The organism is Brochothrix thermosphacta DSM 20171 = FSL F6-1036 (assembly GCF_036884295.1).
GTDB lineage: Bacteria > Bacillota > Bacilli > Lactobacillales > Listeriaceae > Brochothrix > Brochothrix thermosphacta.
Genome location: NZ_CP145608.1, coordinates 634,425 through 650,130, shown reverse-complemented (window position 1 = coordinate 650,130; position 15,706 = coordinate 634,425). Strand labels below are relative to the sequence as shown.

Below are 15,706 nucleotides of genomic sequence, written 5' to 3'. Positions count from 1 at the left end.
AGAGACTTCACATCCACAATTAAGATGGGTTCTTTTTATGCCCTGTTTCACTTGTTATTGTTCCATTCTCAATGCGTAATACACGATCAACTAATGCCAACACTCGTTCATCATGTGTCACCATAATCGCAGCTTTATTATGTTCATGTACTTCTTTCGCCAACATTTCAACAACTTGATAGCCACGCTCCGCATCTAAACTAGCCGTTGGTTCATCCGCTAGTATTAAATCTGGATTGTTCATTAAGGCACGTCCGATAGCCACGCGTTGTTTTTCACCACCCGAAAGTTGTTGTGGGTATTGTTTCAAACGATGTGCTAATCCTAAACTGCTCAACAACTCGTGTGAATCAACACTGCTTTTACTGCCAGCTAGTTGAGGTATCAGTTTCAATTGATCTTCTACGGTTAAATAAGGAATTAAATTAGCACCTTGAAAAATAAAACCAATTTTTTCTAAGCGTAACTTTGTCCATGCTTTTTTTGATAGCCCTTCAATTGCGACACCACCAATCTCAACTTCACCGCTTGTAGGTGATAAGAGTGCGCCTGCAATTGATAAGAATGTACTCTTACCTGATCCCGATGGTCCAACGATTGCAACAAATTCACCCGCGTTTACTTGCATTGAAACATTTTCCAACACATTAATGGTTTCTTTTCCATCTTGATACGTTTTTGACACATTGGTCATTTTAAATTTAACACTCATTAATTACTACCTCCTATAGCTTCGATTGGATCAACTTTGAAGACACGATAGAGTGATAACAATGAACCCAAGACAGATACAACAATAAATATTGCAGAAATGCCGGTAATCATCATTGGTGTCATCGCAAATGGCATGCCAGCTGGGAGTATGCTTGCTACACCTAGAGTTAAAAGAATGCTAATAACAATACTAATGATTGCCAAAACTAAAATTTGACTTAACAAACTACGTGAAAGATACGCATTTGTTGCACCTAGTGCTTTCAAAACACCAAATTGACTCATCTTTTGAATTGTTATGACATAGAAAAATGCTGCTAACACAAAAGTTGCAATCACAATTAAGAAAACAATCATCATCGTCAACGAGCCTTGTTCTGCCGAATAACCAGGGATATTTTCAACAATATCTTTCTGTGTCACAATAGTGAGGCCTTTAAAGTTGCCTTTTTCAGCTTCTTTATCCGTAATGTTTAAAACGATGGCACTGTATTTACCAATTGTATGCTTCGTTTTAGGTATCATTTCGTCAAATGCTGAACCATTCATATAAACAACAGGTGTGTGACTGTAAGCTTGTCCAGTTGTAAAACCTTTAATAGTATAGACAACGCCAGAGCGCTCATCTGTAAAACGACTACCCAATTTAAAATTGTCAGCTTTCATTTTGTCATCCACGACTACTTCATTACCTGTTAAATCTTTTAAGGCTGTACCTTCAGTTACGACCGGAGCCATGAATTGTTTTTTATCAATACCAAAGTAAGTAACGTCTGTTTTTTGCTTGCTGTTCTTCGGTACAATTGTTGCCGTATTAACTTGTAACGGCGTTGCCTTTTCACCGTATTCTGCTTTTACTTCTTCTAATTGTTTATCTGTAATAGCTGAACGTGCTAAACGATTTTCTGTTTCATCTTGCACAACAAAATGCGTGGCTGAATCCTGTTCAATCGCAGAAGCATTTTCCTTTGCTAAACCATTGGCTAAACCTGATACAAATAAGACTAACCAAACAATCAATGTCATAATAAAAATCACTAATACATAACGTAATTTCGAATGTTTTAATTCTTTTAATGCTAAAAACATTTGTCTCACTCCTTTTTATCTTATCTACTTCTTAAGTATAGGAGTGGATTATGAACTGAATATGAACTTTAGCATAAAAAAACAGGCCAACATAAAATGTTAACCTGTCTGTTGTAAGACACAAACAATTCGAGCCTGTTACTTCTGCTTAATTTTTGAATAAGGTTGTGAATGTAACATCCACTGAATACCATATTTATCAGTAAATTGGCCCATCTTACCGCCCCAAAATTGTTCGGCATAAGGCATTTCTAATTTAACCGTATTTGAAGCTAACACTTTGTCATAAAAATCATCTGCTGCTTTAGCAGCAATTTCATCTTCACTATTAATATCCAACAACAGTGAGGTGTTATTGCCCTCTACAAGACTTTTCCCAAATGTATCTGAACAAAATAAATCCGCACCTAAAACACTAAACGTACCATGAATCGTTGAGTCTTCTAAATTAGGAACTGGTGTATCAAAGGCCGCTTCTTGATCTGGTGTCATTTGTATCCGTGCAATGTTAGTCGCACCAAAAACTTCTTCATAGTAGGTTAATGCTTCTTTTGCGTTTTCAAACATTAAATAAGGATAAATTTTTGCCATCATTAACGCCTTCTTTCTTTTTTTATTATTATACTCTTTTCCCGTTATTTATGCTTGGGTAACATAACTGTGAAAATTGTTTCTTCATCATTCGATTCCACTTGAATTGTCCCTCGATGGCGCTTAACAATTTCAGCGGAAATTGCCAATCCTAAACCGCTACTCTCTTCTGTACGTTCACGCATTTTATCTGCTTGATAAAAACGTTCAAATATATGCGCAAGATCGTCAGCCGGTATTTTATCACCTGTATTTGAAATACTTACGAATAGAAAATCATTATCGTGACTCATTTTAATATTTATTTCACCATCTATCGGTGTGTAGTTAATGGCATTACCGATGATATTTTGCCACACTTGATAAAGCAAAGGGCCATTTGCCAATACAAGCGCAGGTACTGTTTCCATTTGAATAAAAATATTTTTGGCCCGCCAACGCCATTCTGTCGATGCTGTAAATTGTTGAATCTGCTCAGAAACCCGAACTTCTTCAGGCGTTAACAATTCATCCGTTTGATCTAAATAGGATAACAGTAACAACTGATTGGTCAATCCAGATAAACGGTTCGTTTCATTTGTAATAATTCGTAAATATTTTTCGCGTTCTGCTTTACTTAGCTCTTGATTTTGAAGAATTCTAGCAAAACCTTGTATTGCGGTTAACGGTGTTTGTAATTCATGTGAGACATTTGCCACAAACTCTTGCCGTTTTTGTTCAGCCAACGACAATTCTGTGGTCATTTCTTCAAAAGAACGGGCTAATTGTCCAATCTCATCTTGGCGTTTTGTCGGCAATGTAATGGTTGTTTCGCCTTTTGAAAAAGCTTTGGTAGCTTTTGTTAACATCCGGACAGGTTTTACAATGAAACGGGTCATAATGAATACAGCAATCACACTAATAATACCTGTGAATACTGCGATCATCGCAATGAAAATACGCAGTTCTCCAAATTGATCCTCTTGGCTTGGACGAATAAACAGCGCATAACCTTCCACCTCGACACCCACAGTGTTCCTAACATCGTTATCAAAAAAGCCTGTAATAAACCAGCCTGTATTAAAGTTTAAGATACCATGATAGGGTTCACCTGCTAAGACATCATCAATGACTTTCTGGTCTATTGCCGTTTTTCTAAAGGCCTCACCAAAATATTTTTTATCGCCTGCTTGATTTACTTTTAATACCTCATAACCGAGCTCGCCTATATGCTCAAGGTAATTTTCTATTTTGACCTCATCATTCGTCAAATAATACTCTTTAATTTCTTTCGCTACCTTCATTATTTTTTCATCATTAACTGGCTTCAACTTCACCTGATAGTATAAATTAGCACCTAAAAAGCCAAGTAAACTGCTCAACACCATGACAATTAATGTGATGTAAACGATTCGTAAATAAAGTGTTTTCATGCCATTACCTCCAGCGTATAACCGACACCGCGGACTGTTTTAATGACCACATTACTACCGTCACCTAGATGTTCGCGGAGACGTTTAATATGAACGTCAACCGTTCGATCATTCCCTTCGTAGTCAGCACCCCAAATACGAGTAATTAAATCCTCGCGTGTGAAAATCCGCTCTGGTTGACTCGCTAGCTCGTAGATTAGTTCAAATTCTTTTAAAGGTAAAAAGATATCTTTTGTTCCTTTACTCACTTTGTATGTCTTTCGATCAATTACTAGTTGTCCAACCGTTAATAGTGTTTTATTAGACACATCATAACGGCGAAATAACGCTTGGATCCGAAACTGTAGTTCTTCTGGTGCAAATGGTTTTGTCATATAGTCATCGATACCTGCATTAAAACCTTTCGCCTTATCAGCCAATTCCCCTTTTGCTGTTAACATAATAATAGGAATATCATTATCTACTCGGATTGCTTCGGCAACTTCATAACCATCTATGTATGGCATCATCACATCGAGTATCGCTAAATCGATTTGTTGTTGTTGTACGATGCGTAATGCCGCTTCGCCATCAGCAGCTTCACATATATGATACCCTTCAGCAATGAGAGGGTACTTCACCAACTCACGAATATTTTTATCATCATCTGCAATTAAAATCGTTTTCACACAAACACCTCCTGTATAGCACTACCATTACTTTACCATGAAAACAATAAAAAACCCCAGTTCAATTACAACTGGGGTCGGATTACTATTTTTTGGGTACTTTGATAAAGAGTGAGCCAATGAATCCAGCAGCAGCAATTACTGCTAACCATGTAAAGGCATGTTGCACTCCCATTGCTAATAACACTGAGCTATCCGCACCTGGATTTTTTGCAGCAAATGTATTTTGTCCACTCGACATTAACAGAATAGCTAACGTTGTTCCTACAGCGCCTGCTATTTGTTGTAAAGTGCTCATTACAGCTGAGCCATCAGGATATAGTTTTGGTGGCAATTGATTCAAACCATAAGTTTGTGAAGGCATAAACATAAATGTAATACCGATAAAAACAATGGAATGGCATAAAATAATCAATGCTATTGCCGTATTTTCTGTGATGTGTGAAAGTGAGAATAAACCAATTGCTGCTAATAAAAAACCAATTGGGATAAACGGACGCGGTCCTACTCGATCAAATAATTGTCCGATAACGGGAGATAATGCTGCATTTAAGAATCCACCTGGCAGCAAAATTAATCCTGCAATTGCTGAAGAAACAAGTAAACTTCCTTTTAAATACAATGGTAATAGAATAGCTGCCGCTAATATAATCATCATCGCAATAATCATAAAGAGTAAACTTAATGTAAACATTGGGTATTTGAATACACCCATTCTTAACATTGGTTGTTCTAATCTAGTTTGACGCCACACAAAAAGAATAAGTGCCAAAAGACCGACTGCCAATGAAATCAATACAGTGTTATCCGTCATTGACGCATCCCCTGCAGTGCTAAACCCATACACAATCCCACCAAAACCGATTGTTGATAACAGCACCGATAAAATATCGATTTTCGGTTTCGTGATTGTAGAAACATCTTTAATTACTTTTATACCTAGAATGAAGTTAATGACCAATAATAACGCACTGACATAAAAAATATAATTCCATCCTAAACTATCAACAATTAAACCAGAAATAGTGGGCGCAATCGCTGGAGCAGATACAATTACTAACCCCATTACTCCCATTACAGCCCCGCGTTTATGAACGGGATAAATCACTAATAAAACATTAATTAATAATGGCAATACAAGGCCGGTCCCAATCGCTTGAATAATACGACCAATTAATAACATTTCAAAGTTTGTGGCAAATGCCGCAACAACTGTCCCTGTAATAGAAAAAAACATTGAAATAATAAATAGTTTTCGTGTTGCAAACCACTTAATTAAAAGTGCAGAGACTGGAACTAAAATACCTAAAACTAATAAGTAAGCCGTTGTTAACCATTGAACTGTGGCTGCTGATATTGAAAATTCTATCATTAAATTGGAAAAGGCCATATTCAAAGCCGTTTCACCAAACAGACCCACAAAGGCAGCCAACATTAGCGCGAAAGCCATTAGGTTTGGATTAAACGTTGTTTTTTCGTTCGTATACATAATAAAATTCCTCTTTTCTTCTCGAATAGACCAATCGGTCTAATTTTTAGTATAAAATATTTTTTAATAATTGTCAAACAGCAAAAATAGAACAATAATTGACTTTATCAGTGCCTTTGACTATTCTAAACAAGAGATGTTATACATAATAAATGGAGGCTTAGCTAATGAGTCAAACAAAACAGCAAACAAAACAACGAATCTTACAAACTGCCATGCGCCTTTTTCACACACAAGGTTATCATGCGACCGGAGTTTCCCAGATTCTTAAAGAGAGTGTTTCACCAAAGGGATCGCTTTACTATCATTTCCCTGGTGGGAAGGAACAGCTTGCGATTGAAGCAATTGAACAATCTACGGTTATCATTGCAACGGCAATGAAATCAGACTTAGACTTTTATGATGATATCTATACAGCTTTCTCCCATCATTTAACGAGTATCGCCACTAAGTTTGAAGATTTTGGTAAAACCGATGATTTTTCAACAATCCCATTCGGGCTAATTGCGAGTGAAACTGCCTTAGTAAATGAAAACATTCGTAAATCTTGTGAAAAAACATATGCCACCCTTGAAGCAATTTATGAACAACGGTTATTAGCAGCTGGCTATACCTCAGAAGAAGCCTTAATATTAAGTTCTACTTTTAATATCTTGGTTGAAGGTGCTGTTGCTTTGTGCGTGACTTCCAAATCAAACGCTCCTCTTCTCAATGTGAAAAAAGTAATTCCACTCTTATTAAAAAGAGCAAAATAACTGCCGTGTCTGCCATAGATACGGTTGTTATTTTGCTCTTTTTTATTGTTTATAATTTTAATTATTGAATTGACCTACGCCTTAAAGATGAGCAGGATAGCCCTCGTTCATCTTGGGGAACTGTTCTTCAAAACGCACTAATGCATTTTCAAATAGATCCATCGCAGCATTTATTTCAACTGCTGTAATTGTTAGTGGGGGTGTCACTAATACATGCGATTCATGTGCAAACGTATAAAAACCCTCATCTAAAAGCAGTTGACTAAAGGCCCTCATATAACCTTGTTTATCATTCCCCTGAGCGGTGCCATATTCAATCAAAGGCTCCTTTGTTTGCTTGTTTTTTACTAATTCAACAGCACCAAACAACCCCTTATTTCGAACATCACCAACATATTTATAGACGCGTAACTTTTCAAGTCGTTCATTCATTACGATTTACATTTGTTTAACATGCTTGATTAAATCCATATCTTCATAACTTTTAATCGCAGCATTTCCAATTTCACAAACAAGTGTATGACCACTATAAGTTGCTCCCGATAAAAAGACATTGTCATCATAATAAGTTGACAATTCTTTGCTCAAAATCACACCCCCTAATGGTAAATAACCACCGGTCACTCCCTTTGCAAAAGTAATCATATCAGGCTGGACATCATAATGATCACAAGCAAACCATTCACCACTTCGCCCAAATCCAGACATTACCTCATCACAAATCATCATGATATTATAACGCCGACAGAGTTTTTCAATCCCTTTAATATAGCCGTCAGGCGGTAATAAAACACCGTTACTTCCAGGGATTGTTTCAATCACAAGTGCAGCAATTATATCCGGGCCTTCAGAAGTAATTTGGCGTTCCAATCGGGTAAGATATTGTGTACTTAATGCTTTTTCATCTTCAAAATTTTGGTATTCACGGTATAAATAAGGCATATCAAATTTAACAAATCCTGGTGGACTAGGTTCAGAACCTAGTCGCCTTGATTCACCTGTTAAGTTCCCCGCACCCAGAGTGCTTCCATGGTATGAACGATAGCGAGAAAATATTTTATAACCTCCAGTAATTGCTTTAGCCATTTTTAATGCTTGCTCATTCGCTTCTGCACCAGCAGTTGTAAAATATACTTTTGCCATATTATTCGGTGCCAAGTCTACAATTTTTTGTGCTAGCTTTGCTTTCGATTCTGAGGCAAAACCAGGCGCTGAAATTTCTAATTCTTTAAACTGGTTAAAAGCTTCGATTATCTTGGGATGCTTGTGCCCAAGATTAGCATAAACAAGTTGAGCGTTCATATCATAGAATTTTTTGTTATTTTCATCCCAAAAATAAATGCCTTCTGAGTCAGTAATAATTTTCGGATTACGCTTTGCTTGTTTAGACCACGGCTGTAAAACATAATGCTGATTGGCTTTTTTTATCTGGTCATTGGTTAACATAAAACATTCCTCCTATCTTCTTATGGTTAGTCTACTAAATAGTTTTCAAAACAACTATTGGCATTTAACTCAATCTTTTTAGTCATCTGCACGATTATGAAGAAAAAGATCATCAATCAAAATCGCTAAAGATAAACTCGTTTTATCTAAATTATTTGTTAAACTACGGTCTAAAATTTTTTCAATACGCTGCACACGATAAGATACCGTGTTCCGATGGATAAATAATCGTTTAGAAATGGCATTGGCATGTCCATTTTCCTCAAGAAAAACTCTTAAAAAAGAATAATATTTTTGGTTATTGCAACGGTCGTATTCCCATACTCCAGCTAACATTTCTTTACAAAATTGCGTTAGGATAGGCGAATCTTTCAAAGCGAATAAAAATTGGTACACACCCAAATCTTTATATTTAAACAACCACTTTTCATCCTGATTTTGCACCACAGTGATAACTTGTAACGCCTCATCATAACTTTTATAGACTTCAGTAATATTAGGATAGCTCTCACCTTTACCAATGGCAATGGTGATTTTTTTTTTGTCAAAATAGGCGTAAAGTTCTTTTCCAAACTTTGTAAAGTTCATTGTCTCTGATACTCGGCTAGAGCGATTAATTACAAAAACAACCATTTGTCCAACAATACCTGAAATAAATTTATTATATTTTTGATGAAATAGTTCACGAAGACGTTCATGGAAAACGTTTATTTCCATCTCACGTTTATTGGTCTGTTTTACAATAACGACAACACCCTCAAAGAGAAAGTCTTCCCCCAGATCATTGATGATTTCTACAGGAATTTCCTCATTTCTGATTTTTTTACTAATTAATTTTTCAATAAAAACTATTTCTTCACTCTGTCTTTTTGTACGCTTGACTAGTTCTTCAAAAATCTTTTTTGTCATATCTGCAATCCTTATTCTCCAAGGCATTTCAATGACAATGCAACCTACTTCTTCTGCATATAGTTTAACTTCTTCTGGCACTTTTTTTATATAAGGCCCTGTATTGATAACAAGTGCAGCCGCACCTACTTTTTTCATGTATTTTAGTAATGACAGGCATTCTGAAATAGGGTTTATCATCGCTTCTCCTGTAGTAACCACTAATTCATTTCTTTGAATTAAATGTTTGAGCGTGATACTTTCAACTCGATTCACACCTGTAACTAGTTGTGTTAAATCGTCTTGTGAAGTATGTTGTTGCAAATAATGAAAAGTTTTTTTAGATAATACTTCTTTTACTGTAATCATCGTTAGTCCCCCAATCAAATTTAACTTAATTACAGTAAAACACAGTCATATTCTATATTGCAAAAGTTGTGAGGCTCGTTTCACATTCAATTTTTAATGTGACTTTTCACTAAAATGTTTTTAATATATCTGAACGGTATTCTTTCAAAATGTTATATACATCGTCTTGTGGCAAAGCATAAAAATGATTATTTGCTTTTCCAGTCATCGATTCAGCTGCAAACATTGCATTTAAGATTGCTTCTTCGACTGCTTCTGCTGTTGCTTTATAGATTGGGTCCAGCGCATCATCACTAATAAGCGTTGCTTTATTATCTTGATAAGCAGTATTATTGGCTGTTGAAAAGGCTAAAAAGATATCTCCTGAATCATTCTCGAATCCCGCACCCAGACGACCGATTGCAATTGGTATTCGTTTGCAAATTTTTTGTAGTTGAAGAGGCGATACAGGTGCATCTGTTGCAATAACAACAATAATGGATCCTGTCCCAGGTTTTGGCGAAAACGTTTCTAGCCTCGCTTCACCCCCTTTCAACAAACGTCCAATCGGGACACCAAACATTTCAAAACACGCGCGTGTGCCATGATTAGCTTGTACAAGCACACCTAAAGTATAACCACCTTCAGCGTCCGTCAAAACACGTGAAGACGTCCCCGTTCCACCTTTGAACTCATGGCATTGCATGCCATTTCCTCCACCCACATTCCCCTCAGCAATTGGTCCTGTTTTAGCATCATCAATTGCTTCATATACATCACTTGCAGTAACATGAAAGCCGTTGGTATCATTCATTAAACCATCCCATGTTTCACCAACCACTGGATAAAAATACCCGACCCCTTCAATTGGTTTACCTTCATGGATGTAAGGATAATAATAATTGTTATCAATCATCCATTTTGCCAGAGTATCTCTAACGATACCGACACTATTAGTGTTTGTAATCCCTATTGGGCCATGAAGATAGCCTGAATCATCCATCCAATGAGTCCCGGTCAGTTCACCATTACCATTCAAATTATGTCGTCCAACAAATAATGCGCTGCGTTTTTTACCTTGTGGTAAAATCATCGTTACGCCGGTTCTTGCAAATGGAGAGCCTGCTCCTTTATAGTCGCTTGGCTCACCAAACGTTATCGTTTTATACCCAACCTCTACACCTGCTACATCTGTGATGGCATTGTATTCACCTGTTTTCCCAGGTAACGTATAGCCCGCTTCTCTTACTCTTTTTTTGCTCATTTTTATACCTCCATTGTTTTAAATTATCAGTGACATACGCAACTTCAATTGATTGTTTTAATCTTATAAAAAAGAAACTTTTAGCTTAGATTATCACTGCTGAACGTAATTTAAATACCGCTTTTATAAGTACTACTCTCGATTACCAGTAGTTATAACATATCTTTGAAGTCTTCTTCTGAGTATTTTTTGTGTGAACGTTTCGCGTGTAAAGCAGTCATCATACTATCAAAGCGTTTTTTAGTAATTGGATAGAATAATATCGCTAATACTGCTAAACTACCAAAAATTCCTGGCATAAGCGTATTAACGTATAAAATCATTTGGTGTGCACTCTCGCTTTGGTTCTCAATTGCCCCTTCATAACCACCAAAAGCGAGTAACATTCCTGTAATCCAAGTGGCGCAAGCGGCACCAAGTTTTTGCGAGAAGGACATTACAGCTGTTACAACACCTTCTCGTCGGCTATCATTGACATACTCATCTAATTCACAAATGTCATACATCATCGAGTAGTAGAGTGTCCAATAGGTGCTGTCTCCTAGACAGAAAACAACACAAAATATCAGTAGAATCGCAAAGCTAGGAAAGCCCGTCATACTGAAGAGAAGCAATCCTAATGAACCTATTCCTAGAAAACAGGCGTACACATGCTTCTTGTCAAAATGTCGGGCTGTTTTGTTAATAAATACTATCCATACAATACATACTAAGCTATTAATAATAAAATAAAGTGATTGCCTTTCTGCACCGTACCCAAGATTATATTTCATCAGGTAGATTAATCCGCCCATTGCCATTGTTGAAGCAACTGCCCAAAAGAACACTGATCCTGCCAAAAATTTAGTCGGTTTCAATTTCACTATTTGGGCTAATGCTTTGACCAGTGAAGATTTTTTCATTGTGTTATTTTTTTGCTCTTCGTGCTTATATATTTCTTTTCCACGCGTAAAGTGCCAACAAATAAAAGCGCTTAGCAGAATTCCCACGGCAAAGATACCACCAATAATCCGCCAACTCAGTTGACCAGACATACCGCTTTTTTCAAATAAGGCTAATAAATAAGGGGGTAATGCGGATGCTACCATTACAGCGACGTATAAGCCCACACTCGACCATGCTCGTAAAGTTGTTCGCTCATTAAAGTCATTTGTTAGTTCAGCACCTAAAGCAAAATACGGAATAACAAAAAATTTATAGCTACTCCAAAAAAGTATTGTCATTATTAAAAAGTATAAAAATGTCGCTTGTGTTCCCAAACTAATACTGTTGAAAATTAAAAAAGCAAAGATTGAATATGGTAATGCAGCCATGATCATCAAAGGACGTCTTCGACCATATTTCGAACGCATATTATCCGATATATGTCCCACTACTGGATCAAACACAGCATCCCATAAAATCGCTACCAATGAAATCATTCCTGCTAAAGCTGGTGGCACGCCAACATAATCTGTCAAGAAAAAAAGAAAGAAGAAAAAATACATATTATAACCTAGACTATCTCCCATTTGTCCCATTGAATACGAAAGTTTTATTTTGAAGGGTAATTTTGTCGTTTCACTACTCGTAGGCATTTTGTTATCATCCTTTCTATCATTTTCAGTGTCTCTGCTTTAATCTACTGTACTATTGAATCTGAAATTATTCATTGTGGATTCCGACATATATTTTTGGCGAAAAGCCCTATATGTTTGTTAGCAATCGTCGATACCTACGCATTCTTTTTACTGGTCTTACGATTGTTTACTCTTTTAAATACATGAAAAGTAACGTGATTTTATTTAACTGTTATTGTACATCTGCACAAAAAAACCACATGTTATACGCATGTGGTTTTTGAAAGATGCTAAAACTTCATTATTTTTTATTTTTAACAACATCATCGAGTTGTTTAATGAAATCATCTTTTGCGACTGTATTTGATTCTTTTTTACTGTATTGACGGACATTAACGGCTTTGTTCGCAACTTCTTCATCCCCTACAACTAATTGGAACGGAATTTTTTGCATTTGAGCTTCGCGAATTTTATAGCCTAGTTTTTCATTTTTAACATCTACTTCAACACGGAATCCCGCACGTTTTAATTCTTCTTTCAATTCAAACGCATAATCTGAATGTGCATCAAGGTTAACTGGAATGATTTGTACTTGAACTGGTGCTAACCATGTTGGGAACGCGCCTTTGTATTCTTCTATTAAGTAAGCCACAAATCGTTCCATAGTTGATACGATTCCACGGTGAATAACAACTGGACGGTGTTTATCGCCATCTTCACCAATATAAGTAAGATCAAAACGCTCTGGTAATAAGAAGTCTAATTGGATTGTTGAAAGTGTTTCTTCCTTACCAATTGCAGTCTTAACCATCACATCTAATTTAGGACCATAAAAAGCAGCTTCACCTTCGGCTTCAAAATATTCTAAGCCAAGGTCATCCATTGCTGATTTTAGCATTGCTTGTGCTTTATCCCACATATCATCATCATCATAATACTTTTCAGTGTTTTCCGGATCACGGTAGCTTAAACGGAATGAGTAATCAGTGATATTGAAATCTTTATACACATCATGCAACAATTTCACAGTTGCTTTAAATTCTTCTGCAATTTGATCTGGACGAACAAAGATGTGAGCATCATTAAGTGTCATAGCTCTCACGCGTTGTAAACCAGATAATGCGCCACTCATTTCATAACGGTGCATTAAACCTAATTCCGCAATACGAATAGGTAATTCACGGTATGAATGAATATCATTTTTGTAGATCATCATATGGTGTGGACAGTTCATCGGACGTAAAACAAGTGACTCATTCTCATCCATTTTCATTGGTGGGAACATATCCTCACTGTAGTGTTCCCAGTGTCCACTTGTTTTATAAAGCTCCACATTAGCAAGAGCGGGTGTATAAACATGATCATATCCTTTAGATACTTCCATGTCGACGATATATCTTTCAATTTGACGGCGAACAGTCGCACCTTTTGGCAACCACATCGGTAAACCTTGACCCACTAAGTTATTAATCATAAAAAGATCGAGTTCTTTTCCGATTTTACGATGATCACGTTCTTTGGCTTCTTCTAACATGGCAAGATGCGCGTCTAAGTCAGTTTGTGAAAAGAATGCTGTTCCGTAAATACGGTGAAGCATTTTATTTTTACTATCTCCACGCCAATAAGCACCTGCAAGACTCAATAATTTAAAGGCTTTGATTTTACCAGTTGATGGTAAATGACCACCTCGGCATAAATCAGCATATTCTGCTTGTGCATACAATGTCACTTGTTGATCTTCTGGAATCGCATCGATTAGTTCTAATTTGTATTTATCGTCAGCAAAACGTGCTTTCGCTTCTTCGCGAGTCACTTCTTGACGCTCAATTTTAATGTTTTGTTTGATGATTTTTTTCATTTCTTTTTCGATTGCTTTAAATGATTCATCAGAAATATCTTCTTTTGTATCAAAATCATAGTAGAAACCACCATCGATTGCTGGACCTACACCAAAGCTTGCATCTGGATAAAGACGGCGAATTGCTTGCGCCATTGTATGTGCAGCTGAGTGATTAATCACTGTTAATGCATCTTCATGTTCAGGTGTAATAATTTCAAAATCAGCATCTTCGTTAATCGGTGTTGTTAATTCGACAATTGTACCGTTTACTTTACCGGCGATTGCTTTTTTCTTTAAACTAGAGCTAATTGATCCTGCTATTTCTGCTGTATTCAGTCCGTTTTCAAATTCTTTCACGGCACCATCTGGAAATTTAATTTTCATTGGTCATTTCTCCTTTTTAGTTAAAATAAAAAACGTCCCTCTGCATTCTAACAATAGAATACAAAGGGACGTCTGAATGAACAGTCGTGGTTCCACCCTCATTTAATAGCCGAAGCTATCCTCATGGGCCTTGGTAACGGAAAAAGGTTCCGGACTATCTTACTGTAAGTTCAGATAGTCAGTTCAAAGGTGGTGAATTGTAAGGTGCAATCGTTGGTGAGCTCTCAGCAATGCTCGCCTCTCTGTAAACAGCTTCCTTAAATCCTTATCCTTCTCAATACTTTTGTTATATATGACTATATTATAGCTTCTTTTGCCAAAAATGCAAGACTATTGGCGATAGTTTTTACCAGAAAGCTCAATTGGTTGTGCTAAGAAACGGATACGTTCCATGATACGAGTAGCTTTCATCGTCTCTTCATCACCACGATTATTTACCATCAAATATTTTTGAAGTTGTTTAAAATCCATATTTGATGAGAAAAACGTTGGTAATTCTTCTTGCATGCGATATTGTAAAATTGCCCCTAAGACTTCATCTCGCGTCCAACTTGTTAATGACTCAGCACCGATATCATCCAACATTAAGACTGGCGTTTCTTTCGCAATTTGAACCTTCTCACCCACAGAATTGTCATTAATCGCTTGTTTAATTTCACGCATAAATTCTGGCACATAAATCATCGTTGTTTCGACATCATTATCTGCCAACATGTTCGCAATCGTACCCAGTACATAGGATTTTCCTGTTCCATATGAACCATAAACAAACCAACCTTGCACCATTGTGTCACTTGCATCTTTGATTGCACGTACCAATGGAAACATTGCATTCAACAATTCAACACGTTGAGCTGTGTCGGTTTCAAAATTTTCCATACTGGCATTAAGAATTTGTTTCGGCATATGCAACGAGCGTATACGTTTACGTCGTTCACGTTCACGATCAGCACGAATTTTTTCAGGCGTCGCCGCGTAACGTACTTCTATAATACCATTGTTAAGCGATAACTCTGGTCGATAGCCTGGTAGCAAGCCCCGTTCTTTATTTTGATACTTTTGATGTTCCGTTACAAACTCATATAATTTAGTGATATTGTGCTTAATTAGCTCTGTTGTTAACTGAGGGTTTTCTGCTTGGAATCGTTTGATCTCATCATAATTTAAGACGGTCTGCAACGTTTCATCATAAAGTGCTGTCAGACGACTATTGTTGCTCGCCACGTTTTTTAATGCTGCTTGAATCGGGTCCATTGCTA

Annotated in this window: 12 protein-coding genes, 1 pseudogene and 1 other annotated feature; of the genes and pseudogenes, 1 reads left to right on the top strand and 12 read right to left on the bottom strand. The window is 36.7% G+C overall.

Going from position 1 to position 15,706, the window contains the following annotated elements:
- Nucleotides 1-19 precede the first annotated feature (19 nt).
- From V6S17_RS03340 to V6S17_RS03315, 6 genes are all read right to left on the bottom strand, one after another.
- Complete coding sequence (locus tag V6S17_RS03340) at nt 20-712, bottom strand: ABC transporter ATP-binding protein (protein ID WP_029090621.1); 693 nt, start codon at nt 710-712, stop codon at nt 20-22.
- Nucleotides 712-1,803, bottom strand: a complete 1,092-nt coding sequence (locus tag V6S17_RS03335; protein ID WP_029090622.1) for an ABC transporter permease — start codon at nt 1,801-1,803, stop codon at nt 712-714. The genes V6S17_RS03340 and V6S17_RS03335 overlap by 1 nt, the downstream gene beginning before the upstream one ends.
- Nucleotides 1,804-1,941: 138 nt before the next feature.
- The gene (locus V6S17_RS03330; RefSeq protein WP_029090623.1) at nt 1,942-2,394 is read right to left on the bottom strand and encodes a VOC family protein; all 453 of its coding nucleotides are present in this window, start codon (nt 2,392-2,394) and stop codon (nt 1,942-1,944) included.
- Nucleotides 2,395-2,438: 44 nt separating this feature from the next.
- Nucleotides 2,439-3,806, bottom strand: coding sequence for a sensor histidine kinase (locus tag V6S17_RS03325; RefSeq protein ID WP_029090624.1), 1,368 nt, complete (start codon nt 3,804-3,806; stop codon nt 2,439-2,441).
- Entirely contained in the window at nt 3,803-4,474 is a 672-nt protein-coding gene (locus V6S17_RS03320) for a response regulator transcription factor (protein WP_029090625.1), read from the bottom strand. The genes V6S17_RS03325 and V6S17_RS03320 overlap by 4 nt, the downstream gene beginning before the upstream one ends.
- A gap of 85 nt (nt 4,475-4,559) precedes the next feature.
- A complete protein-coding gene (locus V6S17_RS03315) occupies nt 4,560-5,963 on the bottom strand; it encodes an MDR family MFS transporter (protein WP_029090626.1) in 1,404 nt (467 codons plus the stop codon).
- Nucleotides 5,964-6,130: 167 nt separating this feature from the next.
- On the opposite strand from V6S17_RS03315, the gene V6S17_RS03310 reads away from it, so the two are divergent.
- Nucleotides 6,131-6,718 (top strand): TetR/AcrR family transcriptional regulator, encoded by a 588-nt coding sequence (locus tag V6S17_RS03310; RefSeq protein WP_029090627.1) that lies wholly within the window; start codon nt 6,131-6,133, stop codon nt 6,716-6,718.
- 81 nt (nt 6,719-6,799) lie between these two features.
- Here V6S17_RS03310 and V6S17_RS03305 read toward each other — a convergent pair.
- The 6 genes and pseudogenes from V6S17_RS03305 to dnaI form a co-directional block, all read right to left on the bottom strand.
- A pseudogene (locus tag V6S17_RS03305) lies at nt 6,800-8,164 on the bottom strand (aminotransferase class III-fold pyridoxal phosphate-dependent enzyme).
- A 78-nt stretch (nt 8,165-8,242) separates the two neighbouring features.
- On the bottom strand, nt 8,243-9,421 hold the full coding sequence (locus V6S17_RS03300; protein WP_029090628.1) for a PucR family transcriptional regulator: 1,179 nt from the start codon (nt 9,419-9,421) through the stop codon (nt 8,243-8,245).
- Nucleotides 9,422-9,530: 109 nt separating this feature from the next.
- The gene (locus V6S17_RS03295) at nt 9,531-10,664 is read right to left on the bottom strand and encodes a P1 family peptidase (protein ID WP_051457229.1); all 1,134 of its coding nucleotides are present in this window, start codon (nt 10,662-10,664) and stop codon (nt 9,531-9,533) included.
- A 152-nt stretch (nt 10,665-10,816) separates the two neighbouring features.
- Nucleotides 10,817-12,241, bottom strand: coding sequence for an MFS transporter (locus V6S17_RS03290; protein ID WP_029090629.1), 1,425 nt, complete (start codon nt 12,239-12,241; stop codon nt 10,817-10,819).
- Nucleotides 12,242-12,524: 283 nt separating this feature from the next.
- Nucleotides 12,525-14,447, bottom strand: coding sequence for a threonine--tRNA ligase (thrS, locus tag V6S17_RS03285; protein WP_029090630.1), 1,923 nt, complete (start codon nt 14,445-14,447; stop codon nt 12,525-12,527).
- Between the two features lie 61 nt (nt 14,448-14,508).
- Nucleotides 14,509-14,734 (bottom strand) — a binding site (T-box leader).
- 43 nt (nt 14,735-14,777) lie between these two features.
- The gene (dnaI, locus tag V6S17_RS03280) at nt 14,778-15,701 is read right to left on the bottom strand and encodes a primosomal protein DnaI (protein ID WP_029090631.1); all 924 of its coding nucleotides are present in this window, start codon (nt 15,699-15,701) and stop codon (nt 14,778-14,780) included.
- Nucleotides 15,702-15,706 lie beyond the last annotated feature (5 nt).

Coding starts and splice junctions, on each gene's coding strand:
- V6S17_RS03340 (WP_029090621.1), bottom strand. CDS start 712: ATGAGTGTTAAATTTAAAATGACCAATGTGTCAAAAACGTATCAAGAT.
- dnaI (WP_029090631.1), bottom strand. CDS start 15,701: ATGGACCCGATTCAAGCAGCATTAAAAAACGTGGCGAGCAACAATAGT.
- V6S17_RS03330 (WP_029090623.1), bottom strand. CDS start 2,394: ATGGCAAAAATTTATCCTTATTTAATGTTTGAAAACGCAAAAGAAGCA.
- V6S17_RS03335 (WP_029090622.1), bottom strand. CDS start 1,803: ATGTTTTTAGCATTAAAAGAATTAAAACATTCGAAATTACGTTATGTA.
- V6S17_RS03295 (WP_051457229.1), bottom strand. CDS start 10,664: ATGAGCAAAAAAAGAGTAAGAGAAGCGGGCTATACGTTACCTGGGAAA.
- V6S17_RS03325 (WP_029090624.1), bottom strand. CDS start 3,806: ATGAAAACACTTTATTTACGAATCGTTTACATCACATTAATTGTCATG.
- V6S17_RS03315 (WP_029090626.1), bottom strand. CDS start 5,963: ATGTATACGAACGAAAAAACAACGTTTAATCCAAACCTAATGGCTTTC.
- V6S17_RS03300 (WP_029090628.1), bottom strand. CDS start 9,421: ATGATTACAGTAAAAGAAGTATTATCTAAAAAAACTTTTCATTATTTG.
- thrS (WP_029090630.1), bottom strand. CDS start 14,447: ATGAAAATTAAATTTCCAGATGGTGCCGTGAAAGAATTTGAAAACGGA.
- V6S17_RS03290 (WP_029090629.1), bottom strand. CDS start 12,241: ATGCCTACGAGTAGTGAAACGACAAAATTACCCTTCAAAATAAAACTT.
- V6S17_RS03310 (WP_029090627.1), top strand. CDS start 6,131: ATGAGTCAAACAAAACAGCAAACAAAACAACGAATCTTACAAACTGCC.